The organism is Synechococcus sp. CBW1108 (genome assembly GCF_015840335.1).
Lineage (GTDB): Bacteria > Cyanobacteriota > Cyanobacteriia > PCC-6307 > Cyanobiaceae > Cyanobium_A.
Genome location: NZ_CP060395.1, coordinates 1,735,743 through 1,755,069, shown reverse-complemented (window position 1 = coordinate 1,755,069; position 19,327 = coordinate 1,735,743). Strand labels below are relative to the sequence as shown.

Sequence of the window (19,327 nt, the reverse complement as noted above, 5' to 3'; positions counted from 1 at the left end):
AGAGAGCATTCGTGTGCATGAGCTGTCCCATTCCCCAGGCAAATTCAACGCAAATCAGGCCTTGGGGCTAATGCAACTTGGCTTGAACCTCCCGGCCAAATTTTTTAGCTGGAAACTTCTAACGCGCCGCCACCTGGCGCTGCTGTTGCTTCCAGCGATCCTGATGCCCAGCCTGCTGAGTGGGGCCAGCCTGGCGGCAGAGAAGCCCAGCCCCCAAGGCCAGGGAACCGACCCTGCTCCATCCCCATCGACTGAGCCGACCCCGAGCTTGGTGGTGATCAGGGCCGACCAGCAGGGCTACGACCAGCAACTGAATCGCTTCGTGGCCACGGGCAATGTGGAAGCTCGCTTCAACGGCTGGCTGCTCCAGGCCGAGCGGGTGGAAATGGCAGAAAAGAGTCGCAGCATCTACATCTCTGGCCAGGTGCGACTCAGCAAGGGGGATCAATATCTTCAGGCCAGCCGGCTGCGCTACAGCGAACTGGAAGGGACCGGTGAATTGGATGATGTCTACGGCGTCATTGACCAGGACACCCTGCTCAGTGACCAACCAACCGTTGCCCAAAAGCCCTCCTTTGCCTGTCCACCCCTGGTGGCCGACCCGGGGAAAAAAAGCCTTGTGCGGCTTATCCCCCCTGGTCGCGCCAACCTGCCGACCATGCCCCCTCCAGCCGGCTGCCCCGGCAGTGAATTCACCAGACCTGCTCTGAGCTTGAACCAGGCGCTCGAATCTGTGGCCTTCGGCCCCCTGCCAGGCGAAACCCCAGCCAAGCAGCAGCAGCTAGCAGCGGGCGCGGGCGCGGGCGAACCGGAACAACTCACTTCAGCTGAGCAACGGGTGCGCAATGTGGCCTATCAACAAAGCTGGGGCACCCAGCTAAAGCTCAATCTTGACGCCGTTATCGACACCAACGATTCCCTCAACAACGCCGGCTATGGATACCGGCCCCCCTCGCTCTCGGGGGGCAAGGTCAGCCGTCTGCGCTTCCAGGGCGCCCAGATCAAAATTCAGGCCAAGCGCTGGACAGCCGAAGAGGTGGCCTTCACCAACGATCCCTTCACCCCTGCGGCCTCCTGGAGCATTGCCCGCAAGGTGGAGGCCGTCATGGACGAGCGCGGGGTGACCAAGATCAAGGGGCGTAGGGCGCAGATACTGCTAGATGGCAAGGTTTCCCTGCCCGCGATTGTCAACACCACCATTGGCGAGGAGGAAACACGCTGGGCCGCCGATACCGACAACCAGGATCGCGATGGCTTCTTTATCGGCTACAACCTCGATCCGATCAGGCTCGGGCGCAACGGCAGCCTGCGGCTCCAACCGCAACTGATGTTGCAACGGGCCTTTGAAGGCAACACCAACAGCTTCGTATTGCCAGGCGAGAGCCTGGCCAACCCCAACACTGACCAGCCAGCCACCCTCGCTGACATGTTCGGCCTGCTGGCCGCGCTCAACCTGCCGATGGGCTGGCTTTCCCTGAACGCCCTGGCCAGCCTGTCCACCTTCAATCCCGACAATTTCCGCTCCGGCACCCGCAGCACCGGCCAGCTGAGCGCCCCTCTGGCCCTGCCAGGCCACAACAGCGCCAGCGCCAGCCTTTTTGGCTCTTACCGGGAGCGCATTTACAATGGCAGCCTAGGATTGCAAACGGTGGTGTATTCCTATGGCGCCAATTTTGCAGGCAGTGTAGTGCTCAATAAACCAAAATCACCCCGGCCATCTAAAACACCCGACCCAACAGATCAGGCAACCGAGCAGGCGATCGAACAAGCAACCGTCCCACGCAGCAAAGGGCCATTCTTTCAGCCAGTTAGTATAAATTGGGCCGCCCAATCCGGCAACTACGAAGCAACACTATTCGAAACCAACACCCTCGAAACAATTTGGCGCAGCTACGCCAACCTGGCTATCAGCAGCACCCTTCAGCTCTGGCAGGGAGCAGCTCTCGATACCAGCGATGACCCCACCCGCGGCTTTCGCTATGCACCCTCCCCGGTAGTTCCAGGCTTTGGGCTCGACTTTGGCGCGAGCGGCTACGTAGCCAGCTACAGCGACGGCGCCAGTCAGAACACGCTCACCCTCTGGGGTGGCCCAGCCCTCACCATTGGCCAATTTGACAAACCCTTTTTCGATTACACCCGCTTCTCGGCCTCCATTGCCGGCACTTTTTTGAACGGGGCCAGCCCGTTTGGCTTTGACCGAACCGTGGACCTACGCACGGTAAGTTTCCAGGTGGCCCAGCAGATCTATGGGCCGCTGGTAGTTGAAGCTGGCGCCACCTTCAATATTGATAACCGCTCGGAGTTTTACGGCGATGCTTCCTATTCCTATATGGAGTTGAAACTGCAACGGCGCTCCTATGAAATCGGGGTTTTCTATAGCCCTTACGACGGCATTGGCGGCATCCGGGTCAAACTCAACGACTTCAACTTCGCCGGCACCGGCACCCCCTTCGTGCCCAGGCCTAGAAGCCGTTGAGATAGGGCAAGGCCCCAACCAGGCGATCGAGTTCAGCGCCATTTGCGAGCAACTGCGAGGTGGCGTCCCACTGACCGGAGAGCAGCATCTGGCGTGGGCCTGTCTGCAACTCAAGCTGCCAACTCTGGCCATCAGCTGCTTCGAGGCGAAGGGTATCGAGGCAAACGACAAGCTCCAGCGTGGGGATGGCGGCCAGTGCCGCCTGCAGGCTCAGCACCTCGTCATGGGGGGCCGTGAAACAGGGGATGCCCAGGGCCAGGCAGTTGCCATAGAAAATCTCAGCGAAGCTCTCCCCCACCACTGCCCGAATACCCCAGCGCATCAGGGCCTGGGGCGCATGTTCCCGGCTGGATCCACAACCGAAGTTGCGATTCACCACCAGCAGGGAAGCACCCTGCGCTGCTGGGTGATCAAAGGGGTGGCTGGCGGGGCGTTCGGCCCGGTCGTCGGCGAACACCTGGCTGCCCAGCCCCTCAAAGGTGATGCACTTGAGGAAGCGGGCCGGGATGATCCGATCGGTGTCGATATCGTCTCCGGCCACAACCACAGCCCGGCCGCGCAGGGCTGGTATGGGGCCCATGGGGAATGGCGTACTGGTCATCGCTGCTGGCACGGCATGGTGGGCAACAGCTGGCGCACATCGCTGACCTTGCCAGCGATGGCTGCTGCGGCGACCATCGCTGGGCTCATCAGCAGGGTGCGGCCACTGGCGGAACCCTGGCGGCCCTTGAAATTGCGGTTGGAGGAGCTGGCACTGATCTGGCGGCCCTCGAGGCGATCGGGGTTCATGGCCAGGCACATCGAGCAGCCGGGTTCTCGCCACTCGAAGCCGGCCGCCAGGAATACCCGATCGAGCCCCTCAGCCTCAGCAGCGGCTGCCACCTGCTCGGAACCAGGCACCACAAAGGCCTTGATGCCGGGGGCCACCCGGCGGCCCTTCGCCACGGCTGCAGCCGCCTGCAGATCGGAGAGACGGCCGTTGGTGCAGCTGCCGATGAAACACACATCCACCGGCGTGCCGGCTATCGGCTTGCCTGGCTGGAGGTCCATGTAGCGATAGGCCTCCTGGGCCAGGGGGCGCTCGTCTGGGGGGGTCTGCTCGAGGGTGGGTACAGCTTCGTCGACACCGATGCCCTGGCCCGGGGTGATTCCCCAGGTCACGGTGGGGGCGATGGCGGTTGCATCGAAGCGCACCTCGTCGTCATACAGCGCATCTGGCCCACTGGCCAGGCTGCTCCACCAGGCCACGGCCCGATCCCAGGCCGCACCGGCAGGTGCAAAGGGCCGACCCTTCAGATCGTCGAAGGTGGTCTGGTCGGGGTTGACGTAGCCACAGCGGGCACCGCCCTCGATCGCCATGTTGCAGAGGGTCATGCGCTCTTCCATCGAGAGCACCTCGATCGCCGGGCCGGCGAACTCGTAGGCATAGCCCACACCGCCCTTCACCCCCAGGCTGCGGATCACATGCAGCACCAGATCCTTGGCGAAGACCCCGGGCTGCAGCCGCCCGTCCACCCAGATGCGCCGCACCTTGAGCTTGCCCATCGCCAGGCTCTGGCTGGCCAGCACGTCGCGCACCTGGCTGGTGCCGATGCCGAAGGCGATGGCGCCGAAGGCCCCGTGGGTGGAGGTGTGGGAGTCGCCGCAGGCGACGGTCATGCCGGGCTGGGTCAGGCCGAGCTCGGGGGCGATCACGTGCACGATCCCCTGGCGGCCGCTGCCGATGCCATGCAGGGTGATCCCGTGCTCAGCGCAGTTGGCCTCCAGGGTGGCCAGCATCTGCTCGGCCAAGGGATCGGCGAAGGGCCGCGCCTGGGAGGTGGTGGGCACGATGTGATCAACCGTGGCGACGGTGCGCTCGGGGTGCCGCACACTCAGGCCCAGCTCGTTGAGGGCAGCGAAGGCCTGGGGACTGGTTACCTCATGGATGAGATGCAGGCCGATAAAGAGCTGGGTGGAGCCGCCGGGAAGTTCCGCCACCCGGTGCAGATCCCAGACCTTGTCGTAGAGGGTGCCGGCGCTCAAAGCGGATGCAGACACATTTGCCCACACCCTAGAGGGCCAGCCGCAGTCGATTGAGGGCCTCACCCACCGTCAGCAACTGGATCCAGCTGCGCCCCCGGCTGCTGCCGAAGCGCACCCCCTCGCTGCTGCAGCCAGCCGGACCGGCGAGGGCGATATGCACCAACCCCACGGGCTTATCGCCACTGCCTCCCCCGGGCCCGGCCACGCCGGTCACGGCGAGGGCCCAGGTGGCTCCTGTCCTGCGGCGAACCCCCTCGGCCATGGCTGTGGCCACCGAATCACTCACCGCTCCGTCAGCCTCAAGGGCGGCCAGCGGCACCGCCAGCAACTCCTGCTTGACTGCGTTGGCATAGGCGATCACCCCGCCAAGAAACACATCTGAAGCCCCCGGCACCGCCGCCAGGGCTGCCCCCAGGCCGCCGCCCGTGCAGCTCTCAGCCACGGCCAGCGTCTGGCCCCGCTGCCGCAACAACTGCAACACCACCGAGGCCAAGCTGTCGTCGTCGCTGCCGAAACAGAGGCTGCCGGTGCGACGGCGCAGCTCGGCCTCCACCGGCGCCAGCAGTGCCGCCGCCTCCACCGCCGTGCTGGCCCGGGCCGTGATCCGCAGCTTCACCTGCCCGGCCCCGGCGTAGGGGGCCACGGTGGGGTTCTCGCCCGCCAGCAGATCGGCCACCTGCTCGGCCAGGCTGGATTCGGCCACCCCCCAAAAGCGCAGCATCCGACTCGCGAACACCCCAGCCGCCAGGGTCGAGTCGCGCAACCAGGCCACGGCCGTGACCTGCCACATCAGCTCGAGCTCACTGGGCACCCCGGGGAAAGTGAGCACGGTGAACCCGGGCTGGATCCCTACGCCAGCCGGGGGGGTCCAGACCATCCCTGGTGCGGTGCCGGCGGGATTGGGCAGCACGGCCGCCCCCAGGGGCAGCTGGGCCTGGCGGCGATTGCTGGGGGCCACCGCCCGACCCCGGGCCGTGATCTTGGCCTGAATGTCAGACCACACCTCCGGGTGTTCCACCAGCGGGACCCCGAAGGCGGCGGCAATCGCCTCGGTGGTGAGGTCATCGGGGGTGGGACCCAGTCCCCCCGTGGTGATCAGCAGCCGGCAGCGGCCGGCCGCCTCGCGCACCGCGGCGATCAGCCGCTCGCGGTTGTCGCCCACCACCGTCTGGCGGTGGTGGGGAATGCCTAGGGCCGCCAGCTGTTCGGCAATCCAGCGGGCATTGCCATTGGTGATGTTGCCAAGCAGCAACTCGGTGCCGATGCAGAGGATTTCGGCAGTCACCTCATCCGAGCTCCTGGTTGGATGGTGGCTGTTGCAAGGCACGACGGGTGCTGACCAACACCCAGATCAGCAACGCGGTGGCGAGCGCCAGCCAGAGAAAGCGCAGTTCAGCATTGACCAGCACCAGGGCCAGGGAACCCAGCCACTGGGTGAAGGCATAGATCAGCAGCACCGTGCGGCGATGGCTGAGGCCGCTGCGCAGCAGGCGGTGATGTAAGTGGCGCCGGTCGGGGTAGAAGGGCGAGTGGCCCTCACTGAGGCGGCCCATGATCACGGCAGACATGTCGGCCAGCGGCAGCGACAGGATCAGCAACGGCAACAGCAGGCTGACGCTGGTGAGGCCCTTGGCCGGGCCGACGATGCTGATGGCCGCCAGGGCGAATCCGAGGAAATAGGAACCCCCATCCCCCATGAAAATGCGGGCCGGATTGAAGTTGTGGCGCAGAAAGCCCAGGCAACTGCCGGCCAGAGCCGCCGCCAGCAGGCCAGCCGCCGGTTGGTGCAGGCTGAAGCTCACCGACAACAGACCGACGGCGGCAATGCCGCTCACCCCAGCGGCGAGCCCATCGAGCCCATCAAGCCAGTTGATGGCATTGGTGATCCCTACCAACCAAATCAAGGTGGCGACCAAACTCAGCCAATCGGGCAGCTGCAACAGCAGATCCGCTCCCCCCAGCCAGGCCATGGGCAGCTCAATGCTGCCGATCCTCACCCCCTCGTTCCAGGTCACCATGGCGATCACCAGCTGGCCAGCCAGGCGGGGCAAGGGTGGCAGGGCAAAGAGGTCGTCGGCCAGGCCGATCAGAAAAAAGCACAGCGCCCCGGCCAGGGTGGTCCAGATCAACTGGTCCTTTTCCATGGGCAGGTTGGCAAATCCACCCAGCAGCCAAACCAGCGCCAGGGCAAGGCTGAAGGAGATGACAATGCCCACCCCTCCCAGGCGCACCATGGGAGTGGAGTGCTGCTTGCGGGAATCGGGGACATCCACCAGACCCCAGCGCAACCCAACTCGACGCACCACAGGCACCACCAGAGCTGTCAGCAGGGCCGCCACAGCGAACGTGATCAGGGCCGCCAGGTTGGGACTTTCAGTGAGGGTCACAGAACCAGGCTGAAGCGGGCAGGCGGCGGGCTTTGGCGCCTACCTTACGGGCGGCTACAGGGATCGGGCGTGCTGCAGCTGACGCTGCCCATCGACAGGATCAGCGCCGGACTCCTCGGCGTAGAGCGGAAAGCGCTCACAGAGGGCCGCCACCCGCTTGCGGCAGCGCTGCTCGATGGCGGCATCCTCGGGGTTGAGCAGGCGGTCGGCGATCACATCGGCCACCTCGGCGAAAGCCTCCTGATCGAAGCCGCGGGTGGTGCAGGCGGCAGTGCCCAGGCGCAGACCGCTGGTGACAAAGGGCGACTGGGGATCGAAGGGCACCGTGTTCTTGTTGGCGGTGATGTGGACGTCACTCACCAGCAGGTCAGCCACCTTGCCGGTCATGCCGATCGAGCGCAGATCCACCAGCACGATGTGGTTGTCGGTGCTACCGCTGACCACGGCGATGCCGCGCTCCTGAAGGCGCTTGGCCAGGGCCTGGGCATTGGCGATCACCTGCTGGCTGTAGGCCTTGAAGGAGGGCAGCAGGGCTTCACCGAAGGCCACCGCCTTGGCGGCGATCACGTGCTCGAGCGGGCCTCCCTGGCTGCCGGGGAAGACGGCCTTGTCGAACTGCCTGGCGAACTCGGCGTCGCGGCAGAGGATCAGGCCACCGCGGGGGCCGCGCAGGGTCTTGTGGGTGGTGGTGGTCACCACATCGCAAAGGGGCACCGGGTTGGGGTGCAAGCCAGCGGCCACCAGCCCGGCGATGTGGGCCATGTCGGCCAGCAAGTAGGCGCCCACCTCATCGGCGATGGCGCGGAAGGCCGCGAAATCAATCGTGCGGGGGTAGGCGGAATAGCCGCAGACAATCAGCTTGGGCCTGTGCTCCAGGGCCAGCTGGCGGATCGTGTCGAAATTGAGCTGCTGGGTCGCCTCATCGACGCCGTAGTGCACGGCCTTGAACCACTTGCCGCTCACGTTCACAGGCGAGCCGTGGGTGAGGTGGCCGCCGTGGCTCAGATCCATGCCCAGGATCGTGTCTCCGGGCTGAAGCAGGGCCAGGAAAACGGCGAAGTTGGCCTGGGCGCCGCTGTGGGGCTGCACGTTGGCCCAGGCGGCACCAAACAGCTCCTTGGCCCGCCCGATCGCCAGCTCCTCGATGGCGTCGACGTGCTCGCAGCCGCCGTAGTAGCGCTTGGCCGGCAGCCCCTCGGCATATTTGTTGGTCAACACCGAACCCTGGGCCTCCATTACGGCCCGGGAGGTGAAGTTTTCCGAGGCGATCAGCTCCAGGTGAGTTTGCTGACGATTCAGCTCCTTGCCGATCAATGCCGCGATGGCGGGGTCCCCGGCAGCGAGAGACTGGTTGAGGGCAGCACCGCCGGAGTGGGCCATGTTGGATTTCAATTCTTGTTCCGATCGTAAGGAACGTCTTCACAGTGCGGGGAATGGGTCGCGAATCGGGCACAAAAAAACCGCCCGAGGGCGGTTGGGGGGAAAAACGCGCCTGGAGAGATTCGAACTCCCGACCCTCTGATCCGTAGTCAGATGCTCTAATCCGCTGAGCTACAAGCGCACTGGCCCATTCTCACCGCATGAAGGGCCTATCCGTCAAATCACTGCCCCTCCTATGCCGATTCGCTGGTACGGCCCCGCCAACCCCGAAGAACCCACCTACAGACACTTTGAGCGGATCGTGAACCTCACCCTTCACGCCGCCCTGTTTTCTGCCTTGAACAGCGGCCTCTGGGTCGTGCAGGAACTGCGTCATCCCTGGGCTCACCTCAACTGGCTCACCCTTGGCTGGCTGGCAGTGCTGCTGGTGCACGCCGGGGGGGTGATCGCCATGCGCCCGGCCCCCCCAGCCGAAAACCAACGCTCCAAAACCGAGCCATGACCCTCACCGCCTCAGACCTCAAGGAGCTCGAACTGGCCCTGGCCGATCGCCTCTACGTGCAGGTGGCCGGCTGGCACCTCTACCTGGGAGATGCCGGCCTGGCCCAGACCCTGGCCATCGAATGCGCCGGCCGGATTGACCAGGGAGCCCAGGTGTGTGCCCGTCAGGCGCTTGAGGCCGTTCAGGTGCCCATCGGTGGTGGCGCCACCCGCATGCCCCTTGCCCGACTCATGCCAGCCGGTCAGTTGCGCGATCTCGAAGAGGTGCTGGAACCCTTTTGCCGATAAGGTTGCGCCACCTGGCTGCGGGCTGTGCTGGTCATTGAGGTCACCAACGCCCGCGACGTGGTGCGCAAACGCATGGGTCGCCTTGGCGGACGCCTGATCGGCAAGGTGGTGGATGCGGAGGCCCAGGTGGAAAAGGCCCTGATCCAGGAGCTGGAAACCGCCTTCAAGGAATTTGGGATCGAGGCCCGGATCTTCTCGGTGGACGGCCCCCAGATGGTGGGTCGCTCACACCTGGAGATCCCCGTGCAGGTGAGGGATGTGCGCGATGTGAATCTGAGCGATTAGCGCCTGGCGCTGAAGCGGGGCAACCGCCCCCGCAGCTGGGCGATGCCTGCGGTCACTTCCGGAACCCCAGCCAGGCTGGCCACCAGGCCGTACACCAGCACCCCCACGCCACCGGCAAAGCCGCACTCCAGCAAGCGCCCCCAAAGCCCCGTGGGCCACGCCACGCCCAAGGCGATTCCCCAGGCCGCCAAGCCGGCCAGCACGGCAGCTCCAAACAGCAGCAGGGTGTCCCGCAGCCAGAGGCGCAGCGGCAGGCCCCCCAGCCGGCCCTGCAGGGCCAGCAGCAAGCCCACACAGGTGATCAGGTTGACCGCCACCGTGGCCAGCACCAGGCCAGCAGCTCCGCAGTAGAGGTTCGGCAGCAGCTGCACCCCCGTGGGCACGGGCCCACCGACAAAGGCCCAACAGAAAATCGCATTCAGACCGATCCCAGCCAGCGACCAACGAAAGGGGGTGACCCCGTCACCCAGGGCATAGAAGACGCGCACCAGCACGTCACGAGCCAGGTAGGCCGGCATGCCGATGCCGTAGGCCATCAACAGGGTGCCGACCAGCGCAGCTGCGCCGGCATCGAAGGCCCCCCGCTCGTAGATCAGCGCCACAATCGGCAGGGCTAGGCCCACCATCAGGGCCCCGAGCGGCAACATGCTGGCGTTGGAGAGCATCAGCCCCTGACGAATGCGGCCAATCAGCTCAGGCCGATCTTGCGGAGCAGTGAGCCGGGCGTAGACCGGCAAGAGCGGCACCAGTAGGGCATTGGAGAGCAGCCCCAGGGGCGTCTGCACCAGCAGGTTGGCGTAGCCCAGTCCCGCCGCCGCCGCCGGAATGCCCGAAGCGAAGAAGAGGGAGACAAACACATTGATCTGCAGCATCCCCGAGGAGAGGGTGGCGGGCCCCATCACCTGGAGCACCTCGCGCACGCCCGGGTCCTGCCAATCCCATACCAGCTGGAAGCGATTCAGCCCCTGACGGGCCAGGGCCGGCAGCTGGATCAGCCACTGCAACACCGCGCCGAGGGTGGTGGAGCCGGCCAGCACCACCCCACCGAGCACCGCCGTGGTGGGCAGGGTGATCGCTGGGCCGAGCTGCCACCAGAGCACGGCGATACCGGCGATCACGGCCACGCTCGAGAGCAACGGGCTCACCGAAGGCAACCAAAACTCATCGGCGGCATTGAGGGCACCAAAGCCCAGGCCGATCAGGCCGGCGAACAGGGCCATCGGCGCCATCCAGCGCAGCTGCAGCACGGCGATGTCGTGGCGGGTGGCATCGAGGCCAGGCCCCACCAGGCTGATCAGGGGATCTGCGAACACCAGCAGCAGCACCGTGACCCCGATCAGGCCCGCCCCCACCAGGGTGTTCATCGCCGCCAGCACGTGGGCGCCCTCGGCGCGGGGCCGCCGGGCCAGAACACTCACCATGGCGCTGTGGAAAGGGCCGTTGATGCCCCCCAGCAGGATCAGCAGAAAGCCCGGCAGCACATAGGCGTAGTTGTAGGCGTCGTAGGCCGCACCCACACCGAAGGCGGCGGCAATGACCTGCTGGCGCACCAGCCCGGCCACCTTGCTGAGGGCCGTGGCAACCGCCACGACCAGGGCAATGCGCCTGAGGGACTGTGCCATCCGGTGGGGCCAGGAGCCCTGGGAGTTGAGCGGCAGTATGGCTGGCTCACTCCCACCCAACCCAGCCGCGCCCGCCATGGCCACCCCCGTGCTCAGCCTTGGTCCGCTGGTGGAAGGCACCCTGGTGCGGCGCTACAAGCGCTTCCTGGCCGATGTGGAATTGGATGACGGCGCGCTGGTGACAGCCCACTGTCCCAACACCGGACCGATGACCGGCGTGCTGCACCCCGGCGGGCGGGTGCGACTGCGCCATGCCCCCTCCCCCAGCCGCAAGCTGGCCTGGACCTGGGAGCAGGCCGAAGTGCAGGGCGCCGAGGGAGCCCCCATCTGGGTGGGCATCAACACGGCCCTGCCCAACCACCTGGTGAGGGCCACGATTGAGGCTGGCTGCCTGGAACCCTGGCTCGGCCCCATCGGCGCCATCCGGGCCGAGGTGCCCTACGGCCTGGACCGGCGCAGCCGCATCGACCTGCTGCTGACCCCGGCGGCAGGGGCCGCCGATCCCAGACCGATTTACCTCGAGGTCAAGAACACCACCTGGACCGCCGGCGAGCTGGCCCTCTTTCCTGACACGGTGACCGAGCGGGGCCAGAAACACCTGGTGGAACTGATGACCCTGTTGCCGGAAGCCCGCGCCGTATTGGTGCCCTGCCTGAGCCGCTCTGATGTGAGCCGCTTCGCACCGGGCGATGCGGCCGACCCGCGCTATGGCGAGCTGTTCCGCCAGGCTCTGGCGGCAGGCGTGGAGGTGCTTGCCTGCCGCTACAGCTTCTCGGCCACCGAGGTGAGCTGGCAGGGACTGGCCAGGGTGGAGCAACGGGGGCCCGCCGAAGGCCCATAGAGTTGACACCCCAAGCGGCGACTGTTGTGGATACCCGTGCCTTCAAGCGCTCGCTGCACCACTCGGAGCGATACAACCGCCGCGGTTTTGGCCTGGGGGATGAGGTGGCAGGCAACCTCGAGCAGGCCTACCAAAGTGATCTGATTGCCAAGCTGCGTGAGACTGGCCACACCCTTCAGCAGGGCAGGCTCACCGTGCGCCTGGCCGAAGCCTTCGGCTTTTGCTGGGGCGTTGAGCGCGCCGTGGCCATGGCCTACGAAACGCGCCGCCACTTCCCCACCGAGCGGCTCTGGATCACCAACGAAATCATCCACAACCCCTCGGTGAACGACCACCTGCGCCAAATGGATGTGAAATTCATCCAGGTGGATCAGGGCGTTAAGGACTTCTCCGAGGTGGCAGGCGGCGATGTGGTGATCCTGCCGGCCTTCGGCGCCACCGTGCAGGAGATGCAGCTGCTCAACGAACGGGGCTGCCACATCGTTGACACCACCTGCCCCTGGGTTTCCAAGGTGTGGAACACGGTGGAGAAACACAAGAAGCACTCCTTCACCTCGATCATTCACGGCAAGGTGAAGCACGAGGAGACCCTGGCCACCAGCTCCTTCGCCGGCACCTACCTGGTGGTGCTCGACCTCGCCGAGGCCCAGCTGGTGTGCGACTACATCCTGGGCAATGGCGACCGGACGGCCTTCATGGCCCGCTTCGCCAAGGCCTGTTCGCCGGGCTTCGATCCCGATCGAGATCTGCTCCGGCTTGGCGTGGCCAACCAGACCACCATGCTCAAAAGCGAAACCGAGGAAATCGGCCGGATGTTCGAGCGCACGCTATTGCAGCGCTTCGGGCCCATCGAGCTGAATGAGCACTTCCTGGCGTTCAACACAATCTGCGACGCCACCCAGGAACGCCAGGACGCCATCTTCACCCTGGTGGATGAACCCCTCGATCTGATGGTGGTGATCGGCGGCTACAACTCCTCCAACACCACCCACCTGCAGGAAATCGCCGTCAGCCGCGGCATCCGCTCCTTCCACATCGACACCCCCGAGCGCATCGGCCCGGGCAATCGCATTGAGCACATGCCCCTCGGCGGCGCGCTGGAGCTGGAGGAGCCCTTCCTACCGGAGGGTCCGATCCGAGTGGGGATCACCTCTGGAGCCTCCACCCCAGACCGGGTGGTCGAAGACGTGATCAAGCGGCTGATCGATCTCTGCCAGACCTGAGCCGATCGTCACCAGATACGCACCTTTGCCGTCTGGATGTCAAAGCCTCGGGCGAGGGACCCCGAATCGCCTTTACATTGATTAAAGAAAGAGGCCCCTGCCCCACCAGTCCCACCACCTGGAGTTGCCACTGTTGTCTTTGCTGCTGTCGACCGCATCGCTGGACCAGGACCCCACCGCATCCGGTGGCTCGCAGCTGCGCTACAGCGATGATCCCCAGGTGCGCCGCTATGCCAGCGCCTTTGCCGATGTGATGGAAATGCGCGGCAGCGCAAGACTTGTCTCCGACTACCTCGATGACCATGGGAGCTGGTTTCGTCGCTGCGCCGCGCCGATGACCGTTGAGGCCATTGGCACTCATGGTTACACCCTGACCCTCGGCACCTTTGGCAACTTCGGCTTCGAGGTGGAGCCCACGATCGGTCTCCAGCTTCTCCCCCAAGACCAGGGGCTCTACCGCATCCTCACGGTGCCCAACCTGGGCGGTGACCCCAATCTGGAGGGTCTCTACGACGTTGACTTCAACGCCTCTCTGCGGGTCGAAGAGACCGGCCCCCTCACCCTGGTGCGCTGGCAACTGGACCTGAGTGTCTGGATCCGCCTGCCAGGGGTGATCACCCTGCTGCCCGAAGGCCTGGTGCAGTCGAGCGGCGACCACCTGCTCAGGCAAATCGTGCGCCAGGTGTCCCGCAAGCTCACCTGGAAGGTGCAGGAAGACTTCCACTCGAGCCAGGGGCTCGAGTGTCCCCCTAGGCGCCAGTCCCAGTTCTAAGGGGGTCTCTCAGGCTCAGGCGGGCCGCTTCTCCCAGATCTTGGCCAGAATCTGCAAACCACTCACGGCTTGCCACAAAAAGAGGGTCATCATCGCCATGTTCAGGCCCACGTGGGCCTTGCGGGCAATCAGGTTGCCCTGCTGCATCAATGGCGCGAGTGACACCGCCAGGGCAATCAGGCAGGTCATGCCAATGCCCACCAACAGGTGGGGGCCGACAAACAATTTGCCGTTATTGAGATAGGTGACTGCCATGCCGCCAAAGGTGCCCAGCACCATCAACACCAGGATCAGGCTGCCGATCTGAAAATGGCGCTTGGCGAACTGCCCCTTGATCAGCTCCTTGCGGTCCGCCGCGTCCGCAGTGCGGGTTTTTTTCGCTTTGATGCCAAGAAACATGCCGTAGCCGGAGAGGGCCAGCAGTCCTCCCATAAGCAGGGGATGAAAAAAATTGAGGTTGTAGGCGAGCGCTTCGGGCATGGTGGGGAAGGGAGAACTGGCGGGAACCGCAGCGGCAAAGACCGATCGAGCGAAGTTACAACTCACGCCGCCCGCCAGGGGGTATCAGTGGAGAAAATGACGATGACCCGTCATCACCATCGCCACGCCCAGGGCGTTGCAGGCGGCGATCGAATCGCCATCCCTCATGCTGCCACCGGGCTGAATCAGCGCCGTAATTCCCTGGCCAGCCGCCAGCCGCACCGTGTCATCAAAGGGGAAGAAACCATCGCTGGCGAGCACAGCGCCCTGGGCCCGGTCACCAGCGGCTTCCAGGGCCAGGCGAGCTGAGCCCACCCGGTTCATCTGCCCAGCGCCGATTCCAAGGCTCTGGCCACCCTTGGCCACGGTGATTGCATTGGAGCGCACGTGGCGCACCAGCTTCCAGGCAAAGCGCAGATCGACCAGTTCCTGGGGGCTGGGCTGGCGCTCGCTCACCACCTGCCAGCCACTCTCCTGCACCGGTTGGTCATCGAGCTCCTGCTCCAGCACCCCACCCAGTAAGGAGCGCAAGTGGCGGCGGGATGCTTGCGGAATTGCCTCGGGCGCCAGCTCCAACAAGCGCAGATTGGCCCTGGCAGCCAGCCGGTCCCGAGCCGGGCCATCAAAACCAGGTGCCACCACACACTCTAAAAACAGGCTGCTGAGCAGCTCCGCCGCCGCCAGATCTACCGGATTGTTGAGGGCCACGATGCCGCCGAAGGCCGAAAGGCGATCGGCATCCAGCGCCCGGGTAAGGGCCGCCGCCGCGTCGCTGCCGGTGGCCACCCCGCAGGGGTTGGTGTGCTTGACCACCACGGCCGCCGGCTCGGCAGCGGGGCCATAGCCAAACTCCCGAACGGTGGCCAGGGCCGCATCTAGATCGATCAGATTGTTGTAACTGAGCTCCTTGCCCTGGAGTTGCTCGGCGGCCCCCCAGCCCGCCTTGGGCTCGCTGTACCAGCGGGCCTGCTGGTGGGGATTTTCGCCGTAGCGCAGGCTTTGGCGAGCTGGCAGCTCCAATCGCAGCGGCAACTCCTCCCCCAGACGGCCAGCCAGCCAGGCGCTGATCGCGGCGTCGTAGCTGGCGGTGTGCTGGAAGGCCTCCAAGGCCAGGCGGCGCCTTAGCTCCAGGCTCAGCGCTGAGCTGGCAAGGGCCTCAAGGAAAGCGTCGTACTGGTTGGGGCTGGTCAGCACCACCACGTCAGCATGGTTCTTGGCGGCCGCCCGCAGCATCGCCGGCCCACCTATGTCAATGTTTTCAATGGCGGTATCGAATCCCACTGCCGGATCGGCAACCGTTTCGCGGAAGGGGTAGAGGTTCACCACAACCACGTCAATCGGAACGATGCCCTGGGCCACCAGATCCGCCTGATGGCTGGCTTCAGCGCGACGGGCCAGGATGCCGCCGTGAATGCGGGGGTGGAGGGTCTTGACCCGACCGCCCAGGATCTCCGGGGCCTGGGTGTGATCTGCCACCTTGGTGACCGGCAGCCCGGCTGCCTGCAGGGCCGCAGCCGTGCCGCCGCTGGAAATCAGCTGGTAGCCAGCCCCGACCAAACCCTGGGCCAGGGGCACCAATCCCTCCTTGTTGGACACGCTGAGAAGGGCCGTGGGGGCCATGGCTGCCGGAGAGCGGGTTCGGGAGCCAACCTAAGCAGCAGCAGCGACCCAATCGTGACCCCTGACAACAAAGCAACTGGCGCTCCCGACGCCGGAGTGATCCGACGCGGCCCTGATCTCAGCGAGCAGCGGCTGGTGCTGCTGCACGGCTGGGGGGCCGATGCCGATGACCTGCTCGACCTGGCCGACCTGCTGGTCGGTCCGGCAGTGAGCGTGGTGGCGTTGCGGGCACCCCTGGGCCATCCCAGCGGTCAAGGGCGCCAGTGGTATGACCTGGAAGAGCCCAACTGGCCCCAGCTACCAGCGGCCCGGACCAGCCTGCGCACCCGGCTGGAAGACCTGGCCACCGAGGTGCCCCTAGGGCAGACAGTGCTGCTGGGCTTTTCCCAGGGCGCCGCGATGGCCCTGGATGTGGCCACGACAGGTAACGGCCTGCCCCTGGCCGGCCTGATCAGCTGCAGCGGCTACCCCCATCCCAACTGGCAACCCGGTGCTCAGGCCATGAAAAAAATCCTGCTAACCCATGGAGAGCAGGATCCGGTGGTGCCCTATGGGGCCAGTGAAATGCTGCAGGAGCAACTCGGCAGGAGCGGCATAGACGCCGACCTGATCAGCTTTGCCGGTGGTCACACCATCGACAGCAGCCTGTTTCCAGCCCTGCGGGATTACCTAGGGGAGCAGTGGTCTGGCTGAATAGCCAGGCTCAGACGAAGGCGTATTCGTACTCCTCCATCTCCTCCCAGTCATCGGCAGCGAGGGCTTCGATGCCTTCAAACAACACCTCTTCGCCGATGCGATCGACAATGGTGCGCAGGGAGGGGAACAGGAAGTGATTCTCCTCGGCGTACTGGGCACTAAACAGGCCCTTTTCGCCCCAGAAGAAGCGATCGGTGGTGTGTTCATTGCGGCGCACATTGAGGATCGCAGGCGGCTCCAGCAGCTCCTCAGCGATGTAGCGACGGGCCGCGGTGACCGGCTTGTGGGAGCCAGTCTCCAGCTTGAAAGTGGGAACGTGCGCCAGCACCCGCTGGCCTGCGAGCCGGCGACGGCTGATCCGCTTGCGCTTCTTGGACATTGAACTGCTCCCGCTGGGGAGGATTGAGGGGACAAAAAGAAACCCGAGGGTTGGGAAGGGACCATGGGAACGCAAGACATGCGCAGGGTCCGTGACTCAGCAAGCCCCTCAAACCGGATAGCCGGAAGTGGGGCGTCGCCCAAACGTTCAGTTGTCCACAAGGATCAGCTGGCCCGGAGGTCAATGACTCCCCAACCCGCCCATTCGGGAAGGGGACAACAGGGAGAACGGATCGGCGAGAAGTCGAATCTTCCTCTGCTGTAGCCTCAATTGCTGGAAACCGCAACTGGGGGTGAGGGCGTCGCAACGTTGAGCCGCTGCCCGCATGCGGACCGCGTCGCCTTGGTCGACCTCTTGATCTTAAGACTATTTTTACTGTTTTCACCGCTTTCTGCCATTTCTGAGCAGCAAGTCGGCGGTTGGGGCCCCAAATGCAAGTCTCAAAGCGCTTTTCAGCCCTGCTGAGCTTTCAGTTGGCCCAATTTGCCGACAGGAGTGATGTGCACTCCGTAGTTGTCTACGTGACTGAGCCAGGTACTGGCGCCGAGCCTGGCAATAGCAGGGGGCCAAGCCTGGTGCCCATTGGCCAATGGCCCATCACCAGCCGCATCCTGCCGGCCGTGGAAGCAAACAGCACCTTGCGGGCCCCGGCCGAAAAACGCCGCTGGCTGCCGCTGCGCCACCAGAACGTGCTGCTCGGAGCCATCCAGGTGGAAACCCTTTCGGTGCCCTGGCCTGAAGGCCTCGGCCAGCGACTGCAGGCAGTTGCCCTCTGCCTGACCGAAGCCCTCTGCCTGGATCTGGAACAACAGCAACTGCAGCAGACCCTCAGACGGCAGGAGGCCGAGCTCAACGTCCTGTTGCACCAGTTGCGCAACCCCCTGGCTGCGCTTCGCACCTTTGGCCAACTCCTCCTGCGCCGCCTCGACCAGGACGGCCAGAACCGGCCGCTGGTCGAGGGCTTGCTGGCGGAGGAGCGCCAGCTCAACCGCTACATCGATGCCCTCAGCCGACTGGGCTCCCCGGACACCCCGACGGTCTCGGGCGAGACCGCCCAGCCCCTGCTTTTGCTGCCGCCCGCCCTGATCGGGCCCGAAGGCGAACCGTTGCGGGAGTGGCTCGAGCCCCTGCTGCAGCGGTCGGCCGCCACCGCGTCCCTACAGGGACGGCCCTGGCACCCTCCGGCCTGCATGCCCAGTTGGCGCGGAGACAGCGGCGCCGTGGCGGAAATCCTGGCCAACCTGCTCGAGAACGCTTTCCGCTACAGCCCGCCAGGAACAGCCATCGGGCTCCACTGCCAACCGCCCTGCAAACCGCTCTGCCAGCCCCTCCCCCAGGGCCCCTGGCAGCTGACGGTGTGGGACGCCGGCGAACCGATCGCCGTGGCGGAACGGGAGGCGATCTTCGAGCGGGGTTTTCGGGGCCGTCAGGGTCAGACCTGCGCAGGCACGGGGCTGGGCCTGGCCCTGGCCAGGGACCTGGCCCGCAACCTTGGTGGCGAGCTAAGCCTGGTGCTGCCGCCGGCCGCAATCGCCCCGGAGCTGCCCGACCAGGGCAATGCGTTCTGCCTCAGGCTGCCAGCCTCAGCCCCAAACCACTGAGCAGCAGTGCCAGGGTCTCGGCCCACTCCACGCTGGCGCCGTAGCTGTCGCCGCTGTGCCCACCGAGCCGCCTCCCCAGCCAGAGGGGCACCAACAGGGCCGGCACCAGCCCCCAGCCATCAGGCAGGGGCCAGGCCGCCCAGACCCAGCCCAGCAGGGCCACCAGCAGGACCACCAGCGCCGGCACAAGTTCCGCCCCCAACCCCCGCCAGTGCTGGCGATGAAAACCGGCGCTGCCCTGCTCCCGCAGGTAGGGGAAGCCGTGCATAGCCACAAGGGGGGCCATGCGGCCCCAGAAAGCCGCCCACACCAGGGCCAGCGGAGCTGCCCCCGCCAGGCAGAGCAGGGCTGCGGCCCGCAGCAGCAGCAGCAAAGCCAGGGCCTGCACACCGAAGGCCCCGACCCGACTGTCCGCCATGGCCTCCAGGGCCCTGGGGCCGGCCCCCAGACCATCGGCCGTATCCATGGCCCCATCGAGATGGAGGCCCCCGGTGAGCAGGAGGGCCAGGGCCAGCGCCAGGGCCACCTGGGCGCCAAGCGGCAGCCAGCCGGCCGTCAGCCACCAGAAAAACCCCTGCAGGCCGCCAATCACCAAGCCGATCAGCGGGCCGAAACGGGCGATGCGCTCAAAGCGCGGCGTTATCCAGGGCCAAGCCGGCAACACGGAATAAAAAACCCAGGCCCCGGCCAGGTCGGCCAGCCAACCTGGAGCCAGGGCGGGCAAGAGCTTCGGCAAGCGACACCTAGCGTC

At 65.6% G+C, this 19,327-nt stretch carries 19 protein-coding genes and 1 tRNA gene; 9 read left to right on the top strand and 11 right to left on the bottom strand.

Annotation, left to right across the window (positions count from 1 at the left end; genetic code table 11):
• Positions 1 to 70 precede the first annotated feature (70 nt).
• On the top strand, positions 71 to 2,476 hold the full coding sequence (locus tag H8F27_RS09420; protein ID WP_197147888.1) for a DUF3769 domain-containing protein: 2,406 nt from the start codon (positions 71 to 73) through the stop codon (positions 2,474 to 2,476).
• Here the strand turns inward: H8F27_RS09420 and H8F27_RS09415 are convergent.
• The 6 genes from H8F27_RS09415 to H8F27_RS09390 all read right to left on the bottom strand — a co-directional run bounded on the left by H8F27_RS09415 (position 2,463) and on the right by H8F27_RS09390 (position 8,449).
• Positions 2,463 to 3,077 (bottom strand): 3-isopropylmalate dehydratase small subunit 2, encoded by a 615-nt coding sequence (locus tag H8F27_RS09415; protein WP_197147887.1) that lies wholly within the window; start codon positions 3,075 to 3,077, stop codon positions 2,463 to 2,465. The genes H8F27_RS09420 and H8F27_RS09415 overlap by 14 nt on opposite strands.
• Positions 3,074 to 4,501, bottom strand: coding sequence for a 3-isopropylmalate dehydratase large subunit (leuC, locus tag H8F27_RS09410; protein WP_197153477.1), 1,428 nt, complete (start codon positions 4,499 to 4,501; stop codon positions 3,074 to 3,076). Before leuC ends, H8F27_RS09415 begins: the two co-directional genes overlap by 4 nt.
• Before the next feature lie 28 nt (positions 4,502 to 4,529).
• Positions 4,530 to 5,786, bottom strand: a complete 1,257-nt coding sequence (locus H8F27_RS09405) for a competence/damage-inducible protein A (RefSeq protein WP_197147886.1) — start codon at positions 5,784 to 5,786, stop codon at positions 4,530 to 4,532.
• Between the two features lies 1 nt (position 5,787).
• Entirely contained in the window at positions 5,788 to 6,888 is a 1,101-nt protein-coding gene (locus H8F27_RS09400) for a glycosyltransferase family 4 protein (RefSeq protein ID WP_197147885.1), read from the bottom strand.
• Positions 6,889 to 6,942: 54 nt separating this feature from the next.
• Positions 6,943 to 8,268, bottom strand: a complete 1,326-nt coding sequence (gene glyA / locus H8F27_RS09395; protein ID WP_197147884.1) for a serine hydroxymethyltransferase — start codon at positions 8,266 to 8,268, stop codon at positions 6,943 to 6,945.
• A 107-nt stretch (positions 8,269 to 8,375) separates the two neighbouring features.
• Positions 8,376 to 8,449: transfer RNA gene (locus tag H8F27_RS09390), tRNA-Arg, on the bottom strand.
• Positions 8,450 to 8,503: 54 nt separating this feature from the next.
• Between H8F27_RS09390 and H8F27_RS09385 the strand changes: the two genes are divergently transcribed.
• Genes H8F27_RS09385 through H8F27_RS09375 form a run of 3 tightly spaced genes read left to right on the top strand, consistent with a single transcriptional unit; the run spans position 8,504 to position 9,342 of the window.
• Positions 8,504 to 8,770: a hypothetical protein gene (locus H8F27_RS09385; protein ID WP_197147883.1), complete on the top strand. Its 267-nt coding sequence runs from the start codon at positions 8,504 to 8,506 to the stop codon at positions 8,768 to 8,770.
• Positions 8,767 to 9,057, top strand: coding sequence for a DUF3181 family protein (locus tag H8F27_RS09380; protein WP_197147882.1), 291 nt, complete (start codon positions 8,767 to 8,769; stop codon positions 9,055 to 9,057). The genes H8F27_RS09385 and H8F27_RS09380 overlap by 4 nt, the downstream gene beginning before the upstream one ends.
• A gap of 24 nt (positions 9,058 to 9,081) precedes the next feature.
• The gene (locus H8F27_RS09375; RefSeq protein ID WP_197147881.1) at positions 9,082 to 9,342 is read left to right on the top strand and encodes a cytochrome-c oxidase; all 261 of its coding nucleotides are present in this window, start codon (positions 9,082 to 9,084) and stop codon (positions 9,340 to 9,342) included.
• Here H8F27_RS09375 and murJ read toward each other — a convergent pair.
• On the bottom strand, positions 9,339 to 10,964 hold the full coding sequence (gene murJ, locus H8F27_RS09370; RefSeq protein ID WP_197147880.1) for a murein biosynthesis integral membrane protein MurJ: 1,626 nt from the start codon (positions 10,962 to 10,964) through the stop codon (positions 9,339 to 9,341). The two genes, H8F27_RS09375 and murJ, sit on opposite strands and share 4 nt — an antisense overlap.
• A 76-nt stretch (positions 10,965 to 11,040) precedes the next feature.
• Here murJ and sfsA point away from each other — a divergent pair, with 76 nt between their 5' ends.
• The 3 genes from sfsA (at position 11,041) to H8F27_RS09355 (ending at position 13,800) form a co-directional block, all read left to right on the top strand.
• Positions 11,041 to 11,805, top strand: a complete 765-nt coding sequence (gene sfsA, locus H8F27_RS09365; RefSeq protein ID WP_231596172.1) for a DNA/RNA nuclease SfsA — start codon at positions 11,041 to 11,043, stop codon at positions 11,803 to 11,805.
• Between the two features lie 26 nt (positions 11,806 to 11,831).
• Positions 11,832 to 13,028, top strand: coding sequence for a 4-hydroxy-3-methylbut-2-enyl diphosphate reductase (locus H8F27_RS09360; RefSeq protein WP_197147878.1), 1,197 nt, complete (start codon positions 11,832 to 11,834; stop codon positions 13,026 to 13,028).
• Positions 13,029 to 13,170: 142 nt separating this feature from the next.
• Positions 13,171 to 13,800, top strand: a complete 630-nt coding sequence (locus tag H8F27_RS09355) for a DUF1997 domain-containing protein (protein WP_370594506.1) — start codon at positions 13,171 to 13,173, stop codon at positions 13,798 to 13,800.
• A 15-nt stretch (positions 13,801 to 13,815) separates the two neighbouring features.
• Here the strand turns inward: H8F27_RS09355 and H8F27_RS09350 are convergent, their stop codons facing one another.
• Both H8F27_RS09350 and purH read right to left on the bottom strand, forming a co-directional pair.
• Positions 13,816 to 14,280: a DUF4079 domain-containing protein gene (locus tag H8F27_RS09350; RefSeq protein ID WP_197147877.1), complete on the bottom strand. Its 465-nt coding sequence runs from the start codon at positions 14,278 to 14,280 to the stop codon at positions 13,816 to 13,818.
• A gap of 84 nt (positions 14,281 to 14,364) precedes the next feature.
• Positions 14,365 to 15,900 (bottom strand): bifunctional phosphoribosylaminoimidazolecarboxamide formyltransferase/IMP cyclohydrolase, encoded by a 1,536-nt coding sequence (gene purH, locus H8F27_RS09345; RefSeq protein WP_197147876.1) that lies wholly within the window; start codon positions 15,898 to 15,900, stop codon positions 14,365 to 14,367.
• Between the two features lie 54 nt (positions 15,901 to 15,954).
• Here purH and H8F27_RS09340 point away from each other — a divergent pair, with 54 nt between their 5' ends.
• The gene (locus H8F27_RS09340) at positions 15,955 to 16,593 is read left to right on the top strand and encodes an alpha/beta hydrolase (protein ID WP_231596171.1); all 639 of its coding nucleotides are present in this window, start codon (positions 15,955 to 15,957) and stop codon (positions 16,591 to 16,593) included.
• Between the two features lie 10 nt (positions 16,594 to 16,603).
• Here H8F27_RS09340 and H8F27_RS09335 read toward each other — a convergent pair whose 3' ends face one another.
• Positions 16,604 to 16,975: a DUF3155 domain-containing protein gene (locus tag H8F27_RS09335; RefSeq protein WP_197147875.1), complete on the bottom strand. Its 372-nt coding sequence runs from the start codon at positions 16,973 to 16,975 to the stop codon at positions 16,604 to 16,606.
• Positions 16,976 to 17,406: 431 nt separating this feature from the next.
• On the opposite strand from H8F27_RS09335, the gene H8F27_RS09330 reads away from it, so the two are divergent.
• Positions 17,407 to 18,576: a sensor histidine kinase KdpD gene (locus H8F27_RS09330; RefSeq protein WP_197147874.1), complete on the top strand. Its 1,170-nt coding sequence runs from the start codon at positions 17,407 to 17,409 to the stop codon at positions 18,574 to 18,576.
• Here the strand turns inward: H8F27_RS09330 and H8F27_RS09325 are convergent.
• Positions 18,545 to 19,312, bottom strand: a complete 768-nt coding sequence (locus tag H8F27_RS09325; RefSeq protein ID WP_231596170.1) for an adenosylcobinamide-GDP ribazoletransferase — start codon at positions 19,310 to 19,312, stop codon at positions 18,545 to 18,547. The two genes, H8F27_RS09330 and H8F27_RS09325, sit on opposite strands and share 32 nt — an antisense overlap.
• Between the last annotated feature and the right edge of the window lie 15 nt (positions 19,313 to 19,327).

Bases quoted from the DNA above. Each gene is read 5' to 3' on its own strand.
- H8F27_RS09350 (WP_197147877.1), bottom strand. From the start codon at position 14,280: ATGCCCGAAGCGCTCGCCTACAACCTCAATTTTTTTCATCCCCTGCTT.
- sfsA (WP_231596172.1), top strand. From the start codon at position 11,041: ATGGCCACCCCCGTGCTCAGCCTTGGTCCGCTGGTGGAAGGCACCCTG.
- H8F27_RS09420 (WP_197147888.1), top strand. From the start codon at position 71: ATGCAACTTGGCTTGAACCTCCCGGCCAAATTTTTTAGCTGGAAACTT.
- H8F27_RS09380 (WP_197147882.1), top strand. From the start codon at position 8,767: ATGACCCTCACCGCCTCAGACCTCAAGGAGCTCGAACTGGCCCTGGCC.
- H8F27_RS09335 (WP_197147875.1), bottom strand. From the start codon at position 16,975: ATGTCCAAGAAGCGCAAGCGGATCAGCCGTCGCCGGCTCGCAGGCCAG.
- H8F27_RS09385 (WP_197147883.1), top strand. From the start codon at position 8,504: ATGCCGATTCGCTGGTACGGCCCCGCCAACCCCGAAGAACCCACCTAC.
- purH (WP_197147876.1), bottom strand. From the start codon at position 15,900: ATGGCCCCCACGGCCCTTCTCAGCGTGTCCAACAAGGAGGGATTGGTG.
- murJ (WP_197147880.1), bottom strand. From the start codon at position 10,964: ATGGCACAGTCCCTCAGGCGCATTGCCCTGGTCGTGGCGGTTGCCACG.
- H8F27_RS09330 (WP_197147874.1), top strand. From the start codon at position 17,407: ATGCAAGTCTCAAAGCGCTTTTCAGCCCTGCTGAGCTTTCAGTTGGCC.
- H8F27_RS09415 (WP_197147887.1), bottom strand. From the start codon at position 3,077: ATGACCAGTACGCCATTCCCCATGGGCCCCATACCAGCCCTGCGCGGC.
- glyA (WP_197147884.1), bottom strand. From the start codon at position 8,268: ATGGCCCACTCCGGCGGTGCTGCCCTCAACCAGTCTCTCGCTGCCGGG.